We start from the raw sequence: 19,537 nt of genomic DNA on the forward strand, positions 1-19,537 counted from the left end.
CCGCGACCATCGCCGGCCTGGGTTCGACCCAGATCGACGCCTTCGGCTCGGCGCAGATGATCGCGCTGACCACGGCGCAAGCCGCGGCGCTGAACACCACGCAAGTGGCGGCGCTGTCCAGCGACATCATCGCGACGATGGATACGGCCGATGTCCGTGCCCTGAAGTCCACGCTGATCGGCGCGCTGAACACCAGCCAGCTGAGCGGTGTGACCACGGCGCAGTTCGCCGGCCTGACTTCGGGCCAGATCGCCGCCATCACCTCGTCGGCCTTCGCCAACGGCCTGCAGAGCGACCGCATCACGGCCCTGAGCAGCGTACAGGCGGCGGCCCTGACCAATGCCCAGCTGTCGGCCATGTCCTCGGTCTCGCTGCGTGCCTTCGAGACGGCTGACCTGCGTGCGATCAGCACCGCGGCGATTGCCGGCCTGACGAGCGTCCAGTTCGCTTACCTGACTTCGGACCAGGTGAATTCGCTGACCAGCGGCCAGATCTCGGCCCTGGGCTCCGACTTCTCGCTGACCTCCAGCCAGATTGCTGGCCTGACCACCGCCCAGGCTGCCGGCCTGAGCTCGGTCCAGATCGCCACGATCGCCTCGGCTGCAATCGCAGAGATGAACACTGCTGCAGTGGCAGCGCTGCGCACCTCGTCGATCGCCAGCCTGAACTCGGCGCAAGTCGATGCCCTCGGCTCGGCGCAGATGATCGCGCTGACCACGGCCCAGGCTGCCGCACTGTCCACCACCACGGTTGCCGCGCTGTCGAGCGACATCCTGGGCGCGATGGACAGCGCAGACATCCGCAGCCTGAAGGCGACGATGATCGGCGCGCTGAGCACCAGCCAGCTGGGCGGCCTGAGCAGCACGCAGGTGTCGGGCCTGACCACCCAGCAGATCGCGTCCATCGCAAGCGCGGCCTTCGGCGGCGCCCTGGCGACCGACCGCATCATCGCCCTGACCAGCCTGCAGGCTGCTGCGCTGAGCAACACGCAGATTGCGGCGATGGCGACCGATTCGCTGAAAGCCATCGAAACGGCCGACCTGCGCGCCATCCGCACCGCCTCGATCGCCGGTCTGCTCTCGACCCAGATCGTGGCGCTGACCTCGACGCAGTTCGGCGCGCTGAGCAGCCAGCAGTTCCGTGCGATGAATGCCTCGACCCTGGGCGCCGCGACCAGCAGCCAGGTGGCTGGCCTGAGCAGCACGCAGATCACCGGCCTCGGTTCGGCAGCGATCCTGTCCCTGTCCAGCGCAGCACTGGCTGGCCTGAGCGACAAGGCGGTGTCGGCGCTGAGCACGGCTACGGTCAACAGCCTGAACACGGCCCAGATCGATGCCTTCACCAGCGCCCAGGTCGTGGCCTTCACCTCGGCCCAGGCCGCGGCTCTGCAGTCGAGCCAGATCAAGGCCTTGGCGACCGACATCATCACCGCGATGGAATCGGCCGATATGCGCGCCCTGAAGGCCACTACCTTCAGCGCCCTGTCCACCGACCAGTTCAAGGCGATGACCACCAACCAGATCAGCGCGCTGACCACCACCCAGGTCGCCGCGATCCAGACGGTACAGCTGCACGCCTGGACCACCACGCAGTTCGGCGCCCTCAGCGCTGCCCAGCGTGCGGCCCTGCAGTCGCTGACCCCGATGGTCCTCGACCTGGATGGCAACGGCATCAGCACCATCAGCATCGATGCCGGCACCCGCTTCGACCTGGAAGCCACCGGTTCGAAACTGACCACCGGCTGGGTTGACAGCAAGGACGGCCTGCTGGTCCTGGATCGCAACGGCGACGGCGTGATCAACGACGGTAGCGAACTGTTCGGCAGCTCCACCAAGCTGAGCAACGGTACCCAGGCCTCCAACGGCTACCAGGCGATGCGTGACCTGGACAGCAACGGCGACGGCGTGCTGGATGCGAAGGACGAGGCATACAGCAAGCTGAGCGTGTGGGTCGACGCCAACGGCGACGGCATCAGCGCCGCCGGCGAAGTCACCACCCTGGCAGAGCGCGGCATCACCTCGCTGAGCCTGGATGCGACGAAGTCGGCGACCAACAACAACGGCAACGTTGTCGGCCTGAGCTCCAGCTACACCACGGCCGATGGCAACAGCCACGCCATGGGCGACGTCTGGTTCGCGGTGAAACGCGACGGCGACCTGCGCAGCAACGTCAACGGTCTGACCCAGGCACTGTCGGGTATCGGCCAGAACACGGCGCTGCCGGCCGGCCAGGCCCTCGAACTGCCGGGCAGCAAGCCTGCGTCGATCAACAGCGCGGTGGCCACTATGGCCGATGCGATGAACCGCTTCGACGCCGGCGCCAAGCTGAAGGCAGCCGAACTGGCAGGCAGCGAGCTGGAGCTGAAAGCGCTGCGCGCCCAGCACGCCGCCGGCTTCCTGGCAGCACCCAAGTAAGCTTTCACAGGATCCTTCGGGATCCTGTTGAAGGACAAAGCGGCAGGATTTCGGTCTTGCCGTTTTTTTTTGTACGCGCCCCGGCGGCGAGCCTGTAAAATCACGCCAGACTCATCTGGCCAAAGAGGATTCCCCTGATGTCCTTCCAGCACTATGCAAGCTAAGTTCCCTCATACCGCTGTGCAATGCCTCGCGGCCATTGCCCAGCACCATGGCTTGCAGATCAATCCCGAGCGCCTGATTGACGACTACGCGCTGGGCGCCGAAGAGCCGGGCGACAACCTGCTGCTGCGCATGGCCGCCGACAATGGCATGAAGGCCAAGGCCGCGCGCCTGGACTGGGACGACCTGATGGCCCAGGACGGCGTGTTCCCCCTGATGGCGCGCCTGAAAGACGGCAATATGATCATCGTGGCCGGCGCCCGTGCCGAGGCCGGCGAAGTCGGCGTGCTGAACCCGGCCGCCAGCGAAGCGGGCGTCATCATGGTGGGCCGCGACGCCTTCTGCGAGCGCTGGCTGGGCGAGGTGGTGTTCGTGCGCCGCGAGCACAAGCTGTCCGACCCGAACCAGCCCTTCGGCCTGCGCTGGTTCATTCCGGAAATCCTGAAACAGAAGGCGGCCTTCCGCGACATCTTCATTGCCGCCATTGCCATGCACATCCTGGCGCTGGCCTCGCCCATGTTCTTCCAGCTGGTGATCGACAAGGTGCTGACCCACCAGAGCGTGACCACGCTGTGGGTGCTGGTGATCGGCATCGTCATGGCCCTGCTGCTGGAAGCGGGCCTGGGCTACGTGCGCCAGCTGCTGACGCTGGCCGCCTCCAACAAGATCGACATGCGCCTGACGCGGCGCACCTTCGCCCAGCTGCTGTCGCTGCCGATCGACTTCTTCGAGAGCCAGACGGCCGGCATCATCACGCGCCATATGCAGCAGCTGGAGAAGATCCGCAACTTCCTCACCGGGCGCCTGTTCATGACCGGCCTGGACCTGATCGCGCTGGTGGTCTTCATCCCGGTGCTGTTCTCCTACTCCTTCAAGCTGGCCATGATCGTGCTGCTGTTCGGCATCCTGATCGCCATCATCGTGATGCTGATGGTGCCGATCTTCCAGCGCCGGCTGCAGGAGCTGTACCAGGCGGAAGGCGCGCGCCAGGCCATGCTGGTGGAAACCATCCACGGCATGCGCACGGTGAAGGCCCTTGCCATCGAGCCCAACCAGCGCCGCGAGTGGGACCAGCGCTCGGCCGAATCGATCACCATGCACTTCCGCGTGGGCCAGGTCTCCGTCACCGGCAATGCCATTACTGACTTCCTCGGCAAGCTGCTGCCGGTGGCCCTGATCGCCATCGGCGCCCAGGGCGTGTTCGACCAGACCCTGTCGGTGGGCGCCCTGATCGCCTTCCAGATGTTGTCGCAGCGCGTTACCCAGCCGCTGATCGCGCTGGTGGGCCTGATCAACGATTACCAGGAAACCGCGCTGTCGGTGCGCATGCTGGGCGAGGTGATGAACCGCGCGCCGGAAGGCCGCGTCGGCGCCGGCGGCCTGCGCCCCATCCTGAACGGCGAGATCAAGTTCGAGGACGTCACCTTCCGCTACCCGGGCGCCCAGGCCAATGCGCTGGACCGCACCGCCTTCACCATCAAGCAGGGCACCGTGGTCGGCATCGTCGGGCGCAGTGGCTCCGGCAAGACCACGCTGACCAAGGTGATCCAGGGCCTGTATCCGGTGAAGGAAGGCATCGTCCGTTTCGACGGCATCGATGCGCGCGAAATCGAGCTGTCCCACCTGCGGCGCCAGATCGGCGTCGTGCTGCAGGAGAACTTCCTGTTCCGCGGCACCGTGCGCGAGAACCTTACCGTGACCAAGCCGGACGCCACCTTCGAAGAGATCGCCGAAGCGGCCGCTGCCGCCGGCGCCGACGAGTTCATCGAGCGCCTGCCGCAGGGCTACGACACGCCGCTGGAAGAAAACGCTTCCAACCTGTCCGGCGGCCAGAAGCAGCGCCTGTCGATCGCGCGTTCGCTGCTGGCCAAGCCGCGCATCCTGATCCTGGATGAGGCGGCCAGCGCGCTGGATCCGGAAAGCGAAGCCATCTTCATCAACAACCTGTCGAAGATCGCCGTGGGCCGCACCGTGGTGATGATCTCGCACCGCCTGTCCACCCTGGTCAATGCCGACGCCATCCTCGTCATGCAGCGCGGCCGCCTGGTCGATGCCGGCACCCACGAACAGCTGCTGCAGACCAGCGACACCTATCAGCACCTATGGAACCAACAGACAAGCCACCTGTGAAGTCCGGCCCGCGCGGCCGCACCGAAATCGACTTCCTGCCCGACGCCGACGCCATCGAGCGCGCGCCGCTGCCGCGCTATATCCGCAGCACCCTGCACCTGCTGGTGCTGGCCCTGGTGCTGTTCATCGTCTGGGCCAGCTTCTCCAAGGTGGAGAAGGTGGTGATCGCGCATGGGCGCCTGGTCAACCCGCAGCAGAATGTGGTGGTGCAGCCGCTGGAAACCTCGATCGTGCAGAGCATCAATGTGCGGCCCGGCCAGGTGGTGCGCAAGGGCGAGGTGCTGGCGATGCTGGACCCCACCTTCGCCCAGGCCGACGACGCCCAGCTGCGCGTCAAGCTGGCCAGCCTGGAGACGCAGGCGGCCCGCCTCGAACGCGAGCTGCTGGGCGGCGGCGCCGCGCCGGAGAAGGGCAAGCGCGATGCCGATACCGAGCTGCAGGACCGGCTGGCGGCCGAGCGCCAGGCCAACTACGAGGCGCAGAAAAGCAAGATCGACGAGAACATCGCGCGCCTGAAGGCCGGCATCGAAACCAACCGCCGCGACGAGAAAGTGCTGGAAGAGCGGGTGAAGTCGCTGCGCGAGATCGAGGCCATGCAGCAGAGCCTGATCGACTCCAACTACGGCGCCCGCATGCAGCTGCTGGAAGCGCGCGACCGCCGCCTGGAAGTCGAGCGCCAGGCCCTGCTGGCCCGCAACAAGGATGTGGAAATGTCGCGCGAGCTGGCCTCCGCCGTGGCCGAGCGCGCCGCCTTCTCCAAGAGCTGGCGCCAGAAGGCGATGGAAGACTTGCTGAGCGCCACCCGCGAACGCGACAGCCTGCGCGAGCAGCTGGCCAAGGCCGACAAGCGCCACCAGCTGGTGCAGCTGACGGCGCCGATCGACGCTGTGGTGCTGGATGTGGGCAAGCTGTCGCAGGGGTCGGTGGCCCAGGCCGCGGAGCAGATGTTTACCCTGGTGCCGCTGGGCGCCAAGCTGGAAGCGGAAGTGGAAATCGATTCGCTGGATGTGGGCGGCATCAAGCCGGGCGATGTGGCGCACCTGAAATTCGACGCCTTCCCCTTCCAGCGCCATGGTTCCATCGACGGCAAGGTGCGCACCGTCAGCTCCGACGCCTTCAAGCGCGAGAACGTGAATCCGGGCGAAGGCACCAATGCCTACTACCTGAGCCGTATCCAGTTCGGCGAACTGAAGCTGCGCAATATGCCGGAGAAGGCCACCCTGCTGCCCGGCATGACCGTGACCGCCGAGCTGGTGGTCGGTAAGCGCACGGTGATGTCCTACCTCATGTGGCCGCTGACCCGGGCCCTCAACGAATCGCTGCGCGAGCCCTGAGCCTCAGGGCGCCAGCAGGATGGTGTTGGCCTGGCGGATCAGCGCGTGAATGCGCTCCAGTTCGTAGACCCCCTGCTTGATCTGCTCATGCGCGGCGGCCAGCTGCAGCTGGGCCGTCACCAGCTTGCTGGCCAGCACCGGATGCAGCAGGGCGCGGTTGGTCTGGAAGCGGCCATGCTGGTGGGCATCGCATAACAGCTGCAGCCATTCGATGGTTTCGCCGATCGGCGCCGTGGCCGGGGCCGCGGCCTGCGGCGCAAAGCTCAGGGCCTGCGGCAGGTAGACGCAGTCGGTGCGGTGCAGCACGGACAGCCAGCTCGCCACCTCCGGCAGGTACTGGTATTCACGGCCCAGGAATTCCCCGTAGCGCGGTCCGGCCACCAGCTTGGCGAACAGCACGGCGCCCGCGCTGCCCGCGATATTGCGGCTGTTGGACAGCATCATATCGCCCAGCGACACGCCGCCGATACGGGTTTCCGCCGCGTACAGCGGACCCTCGGCCGAACTGGCAAAGTTGCCTTCCGCGTCCAGCGGCTGGCAGAAAGCACTGACCAGGCCCACATTGCCCTGGGTCAGCGCGTAACTCATCATGTACTGCAGCTTGTGCGGATGCTGCACTTCGCCGGGCGCCAGGAAGCAGATGAAAGTGCCCTGCGCCAGCTTGTAGGCATTGCGCTGGTTGGCCAGGGGATCGAGGCCGGGGGCGCGCCAGTAGCGCACATGGGCATGGCGCGCGAGCAGCGGCGCCAGCAGTTCCGCCGTGTCCTCGCCGGCGCTGGCGTCGCTGATGATGATTTCCACGTGGCCATAGTTCTGCGCCAGTGCGCTGTGCAACGACTGCAGGGTCTTTTCCGGCGCATCGGCCACCGCCATCAGCACCGAGGCCAGCGGCAGGTCGGAGCGCGCCTGCGCCGCCGCACTGTCGACCGGCACCCGGCTGCCCAGGGCCACTTCCTCGAAGCGGTCTTCCAGTTCACGTACGAAGGCCGGCGTGTCGAACAGCGCGCATTCCATGCGGCGCGTGACCAGCTGCTCCTTCATGGCCGCAATGCGCGCCGGATGTTGCGCCAATGCCACAGCCTTCTCTTCGTAGTCAGCCAGGGTAAAGGTAATCAGTTCCGGCAGATCCACCGCGTTCAGCAGGCTGCCCGCCATGCGCGAGGAGAAGGTGCGGCCGGAGCAGGTCAGCACCGGCAGCCCGGCCCACAGCGCATCGCTGGCCGTGGTGCCGCCATTGAAGGGGGCCGTATCCAGGAACAGGTCGGCAATCTGGAAACGCGCCAGGTAGTCCGGCGGCAGGGCGCGTCCGGCGAACACCAGGCGCTCCGCCGCCACGCCGGCCAGCTCGGCCTGGCGCCGCAGATTGGTGATGACCTCGTCGTTATCGGCCATGATCCAGATCACCGAGTTCTCGGTGCGGCGCAGGATGCGCATCCAGGCGCCGAACACGTCTTCGGTGATCTTGTAGCAGTTGTTGAAGGCGCAGAAGACGAAGGCGTCTTCCGGCAGCCGGTTCGCCTCGCGCGTCGGCTTCACGCCGATCTCGCGCTGGCGGTCGTTGATCTGGAAGGTGCGCGGCATATGCAGCGGCTTCTCGGTGAAATAGGGCTCCAGCTCCGGCGGCAGCACGAAGGGATCGGCAATCACATAGTCGATGTGCGGATGGGCCGTCGTGCCCGGCAAGCCGAGCCAGGTGATCTGCACCGGGGCCGGGCGGTAGGACAGGATATTCGGGCGCGCACCATTGGTCAGGCCGTGCAGGTCGACCAGGATATCGATCTCGTGCGAGCGGATCAGGCGTGCCGCTTCCTCGTCATTCAGTTCGTGGATGCGGATATGCTGGTCGAAGCCGGCCAGCACCCGGGCCCGCATCGGAGTGCCGTCGTCCTTGCTCCAGTCGAAGCCGAACACTTCCACGCGCTGGCGGTCATGCAGGCCGTACAGTTCGGCGGTCAGGATCGAGACCGCATGGGCGCAGAAGTCGGAGGACAGGTAGCCCACGCGCAGGCGGCTGTGCTGGTAGCCGGTGGGGCTGGACAGCTGGGGCAGGTCGACCTGCACCTTGTCGCGGATAAAGCGGCGCGCCGTGGCCAGCTGCACCGCCGGATCGCCCGAACCGCTGAGCATGCCCAGCGCCGAGGCGGCGTGCATCAGGCGTGCTTCCGGTACCCCGCTGGCGCTGGTGCTGAACACCGGCCAGTGGCACTGCTTCTGGCGCAGGTGCACCCAGTGCGTAATGACGTCGTCCTGCTCCGGGTTCAGGTGCAGGCTGCGCGTCAGCACTTCCTCGGCCGCCGGGAAGTCGCGCATGATTTCCAGCAGCCGGCCCTGGTTGTTCAGGGACTGGGTCAGGAAGCTGCGCTCGCCCGGGTTGGCGGGGTCGGCAAAGTTGCCGATCAGGCGCCAGGTGTCCAGCGCCTCCTGCTGCCGCTGGGTGCGCTCCAGCAGGGTGCCCAGGTTCAGGATGCCTTCGCAGAAGCGCGGGTTCTGCGCCACGGCATTGCGGTAAGCCGCTTCCGCCCCGCCGAAATCGCCGCGCGCATTGAGCAGGATGGCGAGGTTGAACCAGGCGGCATAGGCCAGGGGCGACGGCGTCGCCAGCCAGCTGCGGAACAGCTGGATCGAAGTTTCCTGCCGCCCATGCTCGTTCAGCGCATGGGTAATCTGGAACAGGTCCACCAGCGACAGGGTGCCGGCGGCGATCTGCTTCGCTGCCAGTTCGGCATGCTGGGCCAGGTCCGGGGGAATGCTTGCGTGAATTGCCATGAATGAGCGGAATGGTTATGAAAGAGGCCGCATCATTTTAGCGAAAAGAATGTGCGGCGGGCGGAATATCGCTGTCCCGGCTTGGCATTTAATGCTTTTAATTTGTCGTTTTCAGGACGCGCAATTCCATCGCCGGGACAAAGCCGGGATTACCGTGCAAATTCAGATACCGCCTGCCCGCAGGACGCGGCATAATAAGAGACTGTGGCAAGGTGCCGAATGATGACTTCATCGCAATTGAACGGGAAGAGATGCAATGCTTAACAATAAGACTATTCTGATTACCGGCGGTACTGGTTCCTTCGGCAAGCAGTTCACCAAAACCATTCTGGAGCGTTACTCGCCGAAGAAGATCATTATTTATTCGCGCGATGAGCTGAAGCAGTATGAAATGGCGCAGACCTTCAACGCGCCGCAAATGCGCTACTTTATCGGCGACGTGCGCGACCAGCCGCGCCTGACCCAGGCCATGGAAGGCGTCGATTATGTGATCCACGCGGCCGCGCTGAAACACGTGCCGGTCGCCGAATACAACCCGCTGGAATGCATCAAGACCAATGTATATGGCGCGGAGAATGTGATCCATGCCGCCCTCGCTTGCGGCGTGGAGCGCGTGATCGCCCTGTCCACCGACAAGGCCGCCAACCCGATCAACCTGTATGGCGCCACCAAGCTGGCCTCGGACAAGCTGTTTGTCGCCGCCAACAATATGGCCGGTCTGCGCAAGACCCGCTTCGCCGTGGTCCGCTACGGCAATGTGATGGGCTCGCGCGGTTCCGTGATTCCCTTCTTCCAGAAGCTGCTGCGCGAAGGCGCCACCGAGCTGCCGATCACCGATGCGCGCATGACCCGCTTCTGGATCACGCTGCAGCAGGGCGTGGACTTCGTGATCAAGAACTTCGAGCGCATGCACGGCGGCGAGATCTTCGTGCCGAAGATCCCGTCGGCCACCGTGACTGCCCTGGCCGAGGCGCTGGCGCCCGGTATGCCGCAGAAGATCATCGGCATCCGCCCCGGCGAGAAGCTGCATGAGGTGATGTGCCCGCAGGACGATTCCCACCTCACGCTGGGCTTCCACGACCACTACGTCATCAAGCCCACCATCTCCTTCGCGGTGCCGGTGGACTTCGCGCTGAACAATATCGGCGAGCAGGGCACGCCGGTACCGGAAGGCTTTGAGTACAGCTCCGGCACCAATACCGACTTCATCAACGTGGAGCAGATCCGCGCCATGATCAAATCGGGCGTGGAAGCATGATTCCCTACGGCCGCCAGGCGATTTCGGAAGCCGATATCGCCGCAGTCGTTGAGGTGCTGCGTTCCGACTTCATCACCCAGGGCCCGCAGATCGACCGCTTCGAGCAGAACCTCGCCGCCTACTGCGGCGCGGCCTATGGCGTGGCCGTGTGCAATGCCACGGCCGCCCTGCACATTGCCTGCATGGCGCTGGATGTGGGTCCGGGCAAGATGGTCTGGACCGCGGCCAACACCTTCCTGGCCTCGGCCAACTGCGCCCGCTACTGCGGCGCCGATGTCGATTTCGTCGATACCGACAGCGACACCTACAATATGAGCGTGCCGGCGCTGAAGGCCAAGCTGGAGCAGGCGCGCGCTGCCGGCCGCAAGCTGCCGGACGTGGTGATCCCCGTGCACTTCGCCGGCCAGTCGCCGGACATGAAGGGCATCGCGGCGCTGGGCGCCGAGTACGGCTTCCGCATCATCGAGGACGCCTCGCACGCGGTGGGCGGCGACTACCTGGGCGGCAAGATCGGCAACTGCCGCTACAGCGATATGGTGGTGTTCAGTTTCCACCCGGTGAAGATCCTGACCACGGGTGAAGGCGGCATGGTGATGTGCCGGACGCCGGAGCTGAGCAAGGCCCTGCGCCTGCTGCGTTCGCACGGCATGACCCGCGTGGCGGAGGACCTGGAACGCAAGGACGAAGGCCCCTGGTACTACGAGCAGGCCCTGCTGGGCTACAACTACCGCATCACGGACATCCAGGCCGCGCTGGGGAACAGCCAGTTCAGCCGCATCGACGAATTCGTGGCACGCCGCCGTGAACTGGCCGCGCGCTACGACCGCCTGCTGCAGGGCCTGCCGCTCCGCACGCCGCTGCAGCACCCGGACGGCAAGTCGGCCTTCCACCTGTACCCCATCTGGATCGACGAGGAAGCGGCAGGCAGGAGCCGCCGCGCCGTGTTCGATGCGCTGCGCGCGGCCGGCATAGGCGTCAACGTGCACTACATTCCGGTCTACACCCAGCCCGACTACCGCAAGCTGGGCTTCCAGGCCGGCCTGTGCCCGAATGCGGAACGCTACTACGCCGGCGCCATCAGCCTGCCGATGTACGCCGCGCTGAGCGACAGCGAACAGGACACCGTGGTGGCGGCCGTGCGCGGAGCGCTGGCGTGAAACTGTGCGTGATTCCTGCGCGCGGCGGCAGCAAGCGTATCCCGCGCAAGAATATCCGCGACTTCGCGGGCAAGCCCATCATCGCCCATTCCATTGCGGCGGCCCAGCGCACGGGCCTGTTCGACCGCATCGTGGTCTCCACCGACGATGAAGAGATCGCGGCCGTGGCGCGCCAGTACGGGGCCGAAACGCCCTTCCTGCGACCGGCCGATATTTCGGACGATTACGCCACCACGAATATGGTGGTGAAACATGCAATTGCCTGGCACCGCGAGCACGGCTTCCCGGTCGACTATGCCTGCTGCATCTATGCCACGGCGCCTTTCGTGCAGGCACGCTACCTGCGTGAAGGCTACGAGCGCCTGGCGCAGCAGGCGGACAAGCAGTTCGCCTTCTCGGTGACGAGCTTTCCCTTCCCGATCCAGCGTGCGCTGCGCATCCGGAGCGACGGCGCGCTGGAAGCGCTGGCGCCCGAACACCGCCTGACGCGGTCCCAGGACCTGGAAGAAGCCTTCCACGACGCGGGCCAGTTCTACTGGGGCCGTGCGGACGCTTACCTGCAGGACGCGGTGCTGTTCTCGCCGGTCTCGCTGCCGGTGCTGCTGCCGCGCCACCTGGTGCAGGACATCGACACCCTGGAAGACTGGCGGCGCGCCGAACTGATGTACGCCGCCGCGCGCGAGGAACTCGCGGACTGACAAGAAGGACAGCGGTTTATGCCATTACCCGATATCGAAAGTTTCCACGTTGGCCAGTCGGTCAGCTTCAGCCACCAGATCAGCCAGCGCGACATCGACCGTTTCGTCGAGCTGACGGGCGACGACAATCCCATGCACGTGGATGCCGCATTCGCCGCGGAAACGCAGGTGAAAACGCCGGTCGCGCACGGCATGCTGACGGCCTCCTTCATCTCCACCGTGATCGGCAAGCACCTGCCGGGGCCGGGCGCGCTGTGGGTGTCGCAGAAGATTGAATTCCTGTCGCCGGTACGCGTGGGAGACCGCATCGAGATCGCGGCCGAGATCCGCAAGCTGCACGTCGGCAACCGCCTGCTGACCATCGGCATCGATATCCGCAACCACCTGAACCGCGCCGTGATCCGCGGCGAGTGCGTGGTGCGCTGGCCGGAACCGGCGGTGGAAACGCCGGCCGCGGCGCCGGCGCCGGGCATGCGCGTGGCCCTGGTGACGGGCGCTTCGCGCGGGATCGGCGCCGAGATTGCGAAGCGCCTCGCGGCCCAGGGCTACTTCGTCTACATCAACTACCAGAGCTCGCAAGGCAAGGCGCTGGCCGTGCTGGACGAGATCCGCGCGGCCGGCGGCAATGGCGAGCTGGTGCGCGGCGACGCCTTCGACGAGAAGGCCGTGCAGCAGATCTTCTCCGAGATCCGCCTGCGCCACCAGCGCCTGGACCTGCTGGTGAACAATGCCGCGCCGTCCATCCACGAGACCGATTTCTTCGAGCTGGACTGGGAACAGTTCAGCAGCCAGTTCCTGCCGCCGGTGCGCTCCATGTTCCTGTGCATCAAGGAAGCCCTGCCCCTGTTCGAAACGGCAGGCGGCGGCGCCGTCATCAATATCGGTTCGGTGGTGGTGGATTACGACCCGCCGGCGAAATGGCTGGGCTATAACCTCGGCAAGGGCTGCATCCACCTGATGACGCGCAACCTGGCGGCCTCGCTGGGCAGCAAGGGCGTGCGCATCAATACGGTGGCGCCGGGCCTGACGGAAACCGATATGACGGTGGACATGCCGGAACGCCAGCGCATGCTGCTGAAAATGAAAACGCCGAGCGGCCGCCTGGCCGCGCCGTCCGATATCGCGGCCACCGTGGCCTTCCTCGCCGGCGAGGGCGCGGGCCAGATCAGCGGCCAGGTGCTGCGCGTGAACGGCGGTATCTTCTGATGCGCATTCCAGCCTTCGAACCGTTTTCGCCGGAGCTGCAGAAGCGGGTGGCGGTGCAGAAAGCCGTCAACCAGTGGCGCAAGGAAGACTGGCAGGGGCCGGCGCCGAAAGTGTATTGCCTCAGCAATTACACGATGAACGGCATCGACACCTTCCTCGCCTACCACCTGATGGCCAAGCGCCTGCGGCCGGAGATCCAGTTCAGCGGCTTCAATGTGGTGACGCAGACGGTACTCGATCCCACGTCCGAGCTGTACACGGGCGGCGCCGATTTCGTGGTGCTGAGCCTGGACCTGCGCCTCTTCGTGCGCGACTACCTGGCCGGCGCCTGGGATGCGGCGGCCGCCGTGGCCGCGCTGAACGAGCTGCTGGTCCAGATCAGCGAGCGCGTGCAGAAACCGGTGCTGGTCACGGACTTCGTGCTGCCGCCGGGCGACACGCGGCGCCAGGGCGAGCAAGGCCTGTCGAACAAGGTGGCCCTGCTGAACCGCACGCTGGCCGATTTCGTGGCCGCGCACAGCCGCCAGTTCTTCCTGCTCGACGTGAACCGCATCGTGGCCCTGCTGGGCCTGCACGAGTCGCTGGACAACAAGCTGTGGCACCAGACCAAGGCGCCCTTCAAGTCGGCCTTCCTGTCCTGGCTGGCGCGCGATATCGCCACCATCATCGGCGCCCACTACGGCCTGTCGAAGAAATGCGTGATCCTCGACTGCGACAATACGCTGTGGGGCGGCGTGATCGGCGAGGACGGCATGGACGGCATTGCGCTGGACGCCACCCATTATCCGGGCGTGGCCTTCTATGAATTCCAGTCCTGGCTGCTGCAGCTGCACCGCCAGGGCGTGCTGCTGGCCATCTGCAGCAAGAACAATGAGGCGGACGTGCTGGAAGTGTTCGCCAAACATCCGCACAGCCTGCTGAAGCGGGAACACTTCGCCTGCATCCGCGCCAACTGGAACAACAAGGCCGACAATATCGCCGATATCGCGCAGACCCTGCAGCTGGGCCTGAACAACTTCGTCTTCATCGACGACAGCCATGTGGAAGTGGGCCTGGTGGAACAGGCGATGCCGGAACTGGCGATCATCCAGGTGCCGCCCAATCCGATGGACCTGCAGTTCATCTGGCAGGCCGAAGACCTGTTCTTCATTCCGCACCGCACCGAGGAAGACGGCCGCAAGGCAGCGCAGTACCAGGAAAACGAAGCGCGCCAGGAGGCGGGCGGCAATTTCGCCGACATGGGCGAGTTCCTGCTGTCGCTGGGCACCACGGTCGAAATCTTCGTCGACGAGGCCGCGCAGCTGGAGCGCCTGGCGCAGCTGACGCAGAAGACCAACCAGTTCAACGTGCGCACCGTGCGCTACACGATCCAGGACATGGAGGCCATGCTGGCGGCGCCGGACGTGCTGGTGTGCAGCATGCGCGTGGCCGACCGCTTCGGCGACCTGGGCATCACCAACCTGTGCATCGCCCGCCTCGACGGCAAGGGCGGCGCCTTTATCGACACTTTCCTGATGAGCTGCCGCGTGATCAAGCGCGAGCTGGAGCATTTCTTCTTCCACCAGTGCCTGGAACTGCTGCGCCAGCGCCACGGCGTGCAGACCGTGCATGCCGAGTTCCTGCGCAGCGCCAAGAACGTGCTGGTGGAACGCCTGTGGGATGATCTGGGGCTGCAGCGCCTGCCCGACGGTCCCGCCGGCGAGCAGCGCTATCAGGCCGAACTCGCGCAGCTGGCCTATGTCCAGCCGCCACATATTCAACTGAAGGGAGCATCCGAATGAGCAATAGCACCGAACTGGACCAGAAGCTGACCGACCTGCTGGCCAGCATCTTCGACGTGGACGCCAGCACCATCACGCCGGCCGCCAGCGTCGACAACGTGCCGGGCTGGGACTCGGTCAACCACATGCACCTGGTGGTGGCGCTGGAAGAAGAGTTCGGCATCGAATTCCAGGACGACGAAGCGGTCGAGCTCATCAGCTATGAGCTGATCCGTTCCTATCTCAAAGAAAAACTCGCTAAGTAAGGGTAAACAAGGTGAGCGACTTTTCCGCCATCGGCGAGGAGATGCATGCGCTGGCGCGGCGGCTGTGGCCGATTCCGCGCAGCCTGACCGGCGACGGCGTGCGCCAGACGCTGGCCATCCTCAAGGAGCATGTGCCGGAGCTGCAGATCCACGAGGTGCCGTCCGGCACGCCGTGCTTCGACTGGCTGCTGCCGCAGGAATGGAACTGCCGCGACGCCTGGATCGAAACGCCGCAGGGCGAGAAGATCTGCCGCTTTACGGAAAACAACCTGCATGTGCTGGGCTATTCCGAGCCGGTGGACCGCACGCTCACGCTGGCAGAGCTGCAGCCCCACCTGTTCTCGATTCCCGAGCTGCCGGCGGCGATTCCCTATGTGACGTCCTACTACCGCCGCACCTGGGGTTTCTGCATGACCCAGCTGCAGCGCGACACGCTGACGGAAGGGACCTACCGCGTGGTCGTCGACAGCGAGCTGAAAGACGGCCACCTTACCTATGCCGACCTGGTGATTCCGGGCGAGACGGAAGACGAGGTGCTGCTCTCGACCTATGTCTGCCATCCCTCGATGGCGAACAATGAGCTGTCCGGCCCCTGCGTGACGATCCACCTGGCCAAATGGCTGAAGAGCCTGCCCAAGCGCAACAAGACCTACCGCCTGGTCTTCATCCCCGAGACGATCGGCTCCATCTGCTACCTGTCGCGCCACCTGGCCCACCTGAAAAAGCATGTGAAGGCCGGCTTCATCGTCAACTGCATCGGCGACGAACGGGCCTACTCCTTCATGCCTTCGCGCGACGGCACCACGATGTCGGACCGGGTCGGCGAGGCGGTGATGAAGCAGATCGCGCCGGACTACAAGTGGTACTCCTTCCTCGAACGCGGCAGCGATGAGCGCCAGTACTGCTATCCCGGCGTGGACCTGCCGATCGCTTCCCTGATGCGCAGCAAATACGCCGAGTATCCGGAATACCATACCTCGCTGGACGACCTGGACTTCGTGACGGCGAAAGGCCTGCAGGGCGGCTTCGACCTGTTCCGCCAGGTGCTGGAAGTGATCGACTCCAACCGCACCCTGCGCAACACCGTGCTGTGCGAGCCGCAGCTGGGCAAGCGCGGCCTGTACGCCAACACCAGCACGCGCGATATCGGCCTGACGGCGCTCGACATCGTCAACGTGCTGGCCTACTGCGACGGCAAGACCGATCTGTTCGAGGTATCGCAGCGCATCAAGCTGCCCTACTGGAAAGTCAACAAGATGGCACAGGACCTGGAAGCGCACCAGCTGCTGGTCCTGGCCGATGCGAACGAGGCATTATGACTCAGCAAGCCCTGCGGCCGGACGCCGTTTTCATGCGGATCGTGGACGCGATCCAGGCCCGCAATCCCCTGCAACGCAAGATGATTGCCAGTGTGCTGGCGCGGCCCGACCCCGTGTTCTGGCAGCGCGTGGCCAGCTTCTCCGAGCACTTCGAACAGCTGCTGGCCAAACACGGCATCGCCGTCGAGAAAGTAGCGGACTGCTACAACAAGCTGTGCAAGGACATGCTGCTGGAGCAGATCAAGTTCCGCAAGACGGGCCGCTACAGCTCCAGCTCCTTTGCCGAGGTGGCGCAGCGCGTCTACCACTCGGAAAAAGAGATGGAGGCCATGGTCTACGGCCTCGCCATGTCGCAGTTCCTGTGGCGTAACCACTACGGCCTGTTCGATTACTTCATCGACACCATCGGCCAGCTGGAAGCGGCCGGCAAGGTGAAAACCTACCTGGAAATCGGTCCCGGCCACGGCCTGCACCTGGCCGAATCGCTGCGCACCTTCTCGCAGGCGCATTTCGACGTGGTCGATATCAGCGCCATCTCGCTTGGCCTGAGCCAGCGCGTGGTGGCCGAGTTCGCACCGGGCCATGACGTGGACTTCCACCTGAAGGACGTGCGCGAATTCGTGGGCGGCAGCGCTTACGACCTGGTGGTCATCAACGAAGTGATCGAACACCTGGAAGACCCGCTGTCGATGATGCGGACCATTGCCGGCCTGATCGGCGATACCGGCCACGTCTTCCTCACCACCTGCGCCAATGCGCCCTCGGTCGACCATATCTGGCTGTACGACTCGGTGGAGGCCATGCGCGCCCATATCGCGGAAGCCGGGCTGGAGATCATCCACGAAAAAGTGCTGCCGGTGGAAGACCATATTCCGCGCGAAGAGTGGACCGAGCGCAAGGTTGAAATCAATTACGGCGCGCTGTGCCGCCGGGCAGGAGCCAAGCATGTTTGAAGTACTGCGGGAACGCATGGCCGAACACGCATCGCGCATCGCGATCGTTTCGGACGGCAATGAATACACCTACGCCCAGCTGCAGTCGGCCGTGGCCGAGCGCGAAAGCGCGCTGCGCGCCGCCGGCGTGGGCCAGGGCGACGTGGTGACGCTGATCGGCGAATTCTCCTTCGACGCGCTGGCCAGCATGCTGGCGCTGTTCTTCTGCAAGGCCACCGTGATTCCGCTCACGCGCGAGGCGCACGCCAAGCTGGGCAAGTATGTGGACCAGCTGGCGCCCGACTACCTGATCGACACCTATGCCGGCAGTACCGTGCAGGCCGTCAGCGGCGGCACGCGCGACAGCGAGTGGCGCAGCACGCTGCCGCAGGAGAGCGGCGCCCTGATCGTGTTCACCTCCGGCAGCACCGGCGTGCCGAAGGCCATCCTGCACGATATCGATTCCCTGTGCTACCGCTATATCGAGAAGAAGGAGCCGATCAGCTCGATCTGCTTCCTGCTGTTCGACCATATGGGCGGCATCAACACCGTGCTCTTCCTGCTGTTCCGCGGCGGCACCGCCGTCAATGTGGCCGAACGCCAGGTGGACCTGGTCTGCCAGGCGGTGCAGAAGTATAAGGTGGAACTGCTGCCGACCACGCCGAGCTTCCTGTCCCAGCTGCTGATGGCACGGGCCTACCAGACCTACGACCTGTCTTCGCTGCAGGTGGTGAGCTACGGCACCGAGGTGATGAGCGAAGCCGTGCTGAAGAAGCTGAACGAAGTGCTGCCGAAGTGCATCTTCAAGCAGACCTATGGCCTGTCCGAAACCGGCGTGCTGCAGATCAAGTCGCGCTCCAACGACAGCCTGTGGATCAAGTTCATCGACAAGGGCGTGCAGCACAAGATCGTCGACGATGTGCTGTGGATCAAGACCAAGTCCAACCTGCTGGGCAAGGTGCTGTTCACGCCCGAAGGCCTGCGCCTGGAAGAGAACAATGACGAGTGGTTCTGCACCAACGACCTGGTGCGCCAGGACGGCGAATGGCTGATGATCCTCGGCCGCCAGACCGACATCATCAACGTCGGCGGCCTCAAGGTCTACCCGAGCGAGGTGGAGAACTGCATCCTGCAGCTGCCTTTCGTCGATGACGCTTTCGTCAAGGGCAAGAAGCATCCGCTGATGGGCCAGATCGTCATTTCCTACATCCTGCTGAACGGCAGCATCGACAAGGCGGAAGCGCAGAAGCAGATCCGCCAGCATTGCCAGGCCAATCTTGAGAAATTCAAGGTGCCGAGCCAGTTCATCTTCGAGTGGGAAAACTTCGTCAACGACCGCTTCAAGAAAGTGCGCACCGCCCAATGAAGAAGACCAGCAAGGCCCAGCTGCTCGCCGCGCTGGAAGCGATGGCGCTGCCGCGCAACCACGTTTATGTGGTGCACAGCTCGCTGCTCAAGTTCGGCCTGCTGGAAGGCGGCGCCGCGGGCGCCATGGCCTGCCTGGAGCAGGCGCTGGGGCCCGATGCCACCATCCTGATGCCCGCTTTCACCTTCGGCTATGGCCGCAGCCGCGTATGGGACTATTACGAGAGCAAGGCCGAAACCGGCGCGCTGAGCGAATATTTCCGCAAGCTGCCGGGTGTGCAGCGCACCATCCACCCCTTCCATTCGCTGGCCGTGCGCGGCCCGCTGGCCGCCAAATTCACCGCCTGCGCGGGCCTGTCCTCCTTCGGCCCCGGCTCGCCTTTCGAGCTGCTGCTGGAGATGGACGCCATCAACCTGGCGCTGGGCACGGAATTCGAGGGCGGCGCCACTTTCCTGCACCATACGGAAGAAGTGGCGCAGGTGCCTTATCGTTTCTACAAGGAATTCCCTGGCAGCGTCACGGACGCGTCGGGGGCAGCCCGTCCCGGCCCGTATAAAATGTTCGTGCGCGAGATCGGCGAGGGCTATGCCTGGGACAACGCCTGGGACCACGTCTGGGACGATTTCGTGGCCGACGGCCTGGTGCAGCTGAACAAGCTGGAAGGGGCGAACCTGTTTGCATTCCGCATTCAGGCCACGCATAATCGCTTCCTGCACAGGCTGCAGGCCGATCCCTTGTACTGCGCCCGCAAGACCTATCACCCATAAGA

14 protein-coding genes are annotated in these 19,537 nt (G+C 64.9%); 13 read left to right on the top strand and 1 reads right to left on the bottom strand.

The features are described 5' to 3' along the window. The 3 genes from ACJRPG_RS23175 to ACJRPG_RS23185 all read left to right on the top strand — a co-directional run. Positions 1–2,414: beta strand repeat-containing protein (locus tag ACJRPG_RS23175; protein ID WP_408002472.1), on the top strand; the 2,414-nt coding region annotated here is incomplete at its 5' end. A gap of 153 nt (positions 2,415–2,567) precedes the next feature. Then, positions 2,568–4,706, top strand: coding sequence for a peptidase domain-containing ABC transporter (locus ACJRPG_RS23180; RefSeq protein ID WP_408002473.1), 2,139 nt, complete (start codon positions 2,568–2,570; stop codon positions 4,704–4,706). Next, positions 4,679–6,040: an HlyD family type I secretion periplasmic adaptor subunit gene (locus tag ACJRPG_RS23185; protein WP_408002474.1), complete on the top strand. Its 1,362-nt coding sequence runs from the start codon at positions 4,679–4,681 to the stop codon at positions 6,038–6,040. Before ACJRPG_RS23180 ends, ACJRPG_RS23185 begins: the two co-directional genes overlap by 28 nt. 3 nt (positions 6,041–6,043) lie before the next feature. Here ACJRPG_RS23185 and ACJRPG_RS23190 read toward each other — a convergent pair whose 3' ends face one another. Beyond that, positions 6,044–8,806: an O-linked N-acetylglucosamine transferase family protein gene (locus tag ACJRPG_RS23190; RefSeq protein WP_408002475.1), complete on the bottom strand. Its 2,763-nt coding sequence runs from the start codon at positions 8,804–8,806 to the stop codon at positions 6,044–6,046. Between the two features lie 256 nt (positions 8,807–9,062). Between ACJRPG_RS23190 and pseB the strand changes: the two genes are divergently transcribed. From pseB to ACJRPG_RS23240, 10 genes are read left to right on the top strand one after another with little or no spacing between them, the layout of a single operon-like run. Continuing rightward, a complete protein-coding gene (pseB, locus tag ACJRPG_RS23195; RefSeq protein ID WP_408002476.1) occupies positions 9,063–10,064 on the top strand; it encodes a UDP-N-acetylglucosamine 4,6-dehydratase (inverting) in 1,002 nt (333 codons plus the stop codon). After that, positions 10,061–11,221, top strand: coding sequence for a UDP-4-amino-4,6-dideoxy-N-acetyl-beta-L-altrosamine transaminase (gene pseC / locus ACJRPG_RS23200; protein ID WP_408002477.1), 1,161 nt, complete (start codon positions 10,061–10,063; stop codon positions 11,219–11,221). The genes pseB and pseC overlap by 4 nt, the downstream gene beginning before the upstream one ends. Continuing rightward, on the top strand, positions 11,218–11,919 hold the full coding sequence (gene pseF, locus ACJRPG_RS23205) for a pseudaminic acid cytidylyltransferase (RefSeq protein WP_408002478.1): 702 nt from the start codon (positions 11,218–11,220) through the stop codon (positions 11,917–11,919). The genes pseC and pseF overlap by 4 nt, the downstream gene beginning before the upstream one ends. Before the next feature lie 18 nt (positions 11,920–11,937). Then, positions 11,938–13,125 (top strand): SDR family oxidoreductase, encoded by a 1,188-nt coding sequence (locus ACJRPG_RS23210; protein ID WP_408002479.1) that lies wholly within the window; start codon positions 11,938–11,940, stop codon positions 13,123–13,125. Next, positions 13,125–14,906 carry an HAD-IIIC family phosphatase gene (locus tag ACJRPG_RS23215; protein WP_408002480.1) on the top strand — a complete coding sequence of 594 codons (1,782 nt, stop codon included), beginning with the start codon at positions 13,125–13,127 and terminating at the stop codon, positions 14,904–14,906. Before ACJRPG_RS23210 ends, ACJRPG_RS23215 begins: the two co-directional genes overlap by 1 nt. Then, positions 14,903–15,151, top strand: a complete 249-nt coding sequence (locus tag ACJRPG_RS23220; protein ID WP_408002481.1) for an acyl carrier protein — start codon at positions 14,903–14,905, stop codon at positions 15,149–15,151. The genes ACJRPG_RS23215 and ACJRPG_RS23220 overlap by 4 nt, the downstream gene beginning before the upstream one ends. 11 nt (positions 15,152–15,162) lie before the next feature. After that, positions 15,163–16,470, top strand: coding sequence for a DUF4910 domain-containing protein (locus ACJRPG_RS23225; RefSeq protein WP_408002482.1), 1,308 nt, complete (start codon positions 15,163–15,165; stop codon positions 16,468–16,470). After that, entirely contained in the window at positions 16,467–17,423 is a 957-nt protein-coding gene (locus ACJRPG_RS23230; RefSeq protein WP_408002483.1) for a class I SAM-dependent methyltransferase, read from the top strand. Before ACJRPG_RS23225 ends, ACJRPG_RS23230 begins: the two co-directional genes overlap by 4 nt. Beyond that, a complete protein-coding gene (locus tag ACJRPG_RS23235; RefSeq protein ID WP_408002484.1) occupies positions 17,416–18,768 on the top strand; it encodes a class I adenylate-forming enzyme family protein in 1,353 nt (450 codons plus the stop codon). Before ACJRPG_RS23230 ends, ACJRPG_RS23235 begins: the two co-directional genes overlap by 8 nt. Next, complete coding sequence (locus tag ACJRPG_RS23240; protein WP_408002485.1) at positions 18,765–19,535, top strand: AAC(3) family N-acetyltransferase; 771 nt, start codon at positions 18,765–18,767, stop codon at positions 19,533–19,535. Before ACJRPG_RS23235 ends, ACJRPG_RS23240 begins: the two co-directional genes overlap by 4 nt. The last annotated feature ends 2 nt before the right edge of the window (positions 19,536–19,537 follow it).

Source organism: Pseudoduganella rhizocola, from assembly GCF_045984285.3.
Classification (GTDB): domain Bacteria; phylum Pseudomonadota; class Gammaproteobacteria; order Burkholderiales; family Burkholderiaceae_D; genus Rugamonas.

Bases quoted from the DNA above. Each gene is read 5' to 3' on its own strand.
- ACJRPG_RS23180 (WP_408002473.1), top strand. From the start codon at position 2,568: ATGCAAGCTAAGTTCCCTCATACCGCTGTGCAATGCCTCGCGGCCATT.
- ACJRPG_RS23185 (WP_408002474.1), top strand. From the start codon at position 4,679: ATGGAACCAACAGACAAGCCACCTGTGAAGTCCGGCCCGCGCGGCCGC.
- ACJRPG_RS23190 (WP_408002475.1), bottom strand. From the start codon at position 8,806: ATGGCAATTCACGCAAGCATTCCCCCGGACCTGGCCCAGCATGCCGAA.
- pseB (WP_408002476.1), top strand. From the start codon at position 9,063: ATGCTTAACAATAAGACTATTCTGATTACCGGCGGTACTGGTTCCTTC.
- pseC (WP_408002477.1), top strand. From the start codon at position 10,061: ATGATTCCCTACGGCCGCCAGGCGATTTCGGAAGCCGATATCGCCGCA.
- ACJRPG_RS23210 (WP_408002479.1), top strand. From the start codon at position 11,938: ATGCCATTACCCGATATCGAAAGTTTCCACGTTGGCCAGTCGGTCAGC.
- ACJRPG_RS23215 (WP_408002480.1), top strand. From the start codon at position 13,125: ATGCGCATTCCAGCCTTCGAACCGTTTTCGCCGGAGCTGCAGAAGCGG.
- ACJRPG_RS23220 (WP_408002481.1), top strand. From the start codon at position 14,903: ATGAGCAATAGCACCGAACTGGACCAGAAGCTGACCGACCTGCTGGCC.
- ACJRPG_RS23230 (WP_408002483.1), top strand. From the start codon at position 16,467: ATGACTCAGCAAGCCCTGCGGCCGGACGCCGTTTTCATGCGGATCGTG.
- ACJRPG_RS23235 (WP_408002484.1), top strand. From the start codon at position 17,416: ATGTTTGAAGTACTGCGGGAACGCATGGCCGAACACGCATCGCGCATC.
- ACJRPG_RS23240 (WP_408002485.1), top strand. From the start codon at position 18,765: ATGAAGAAGACCAGCAAGGCCCAGCTGCTCGCCGCGCTGGAAGCGATG.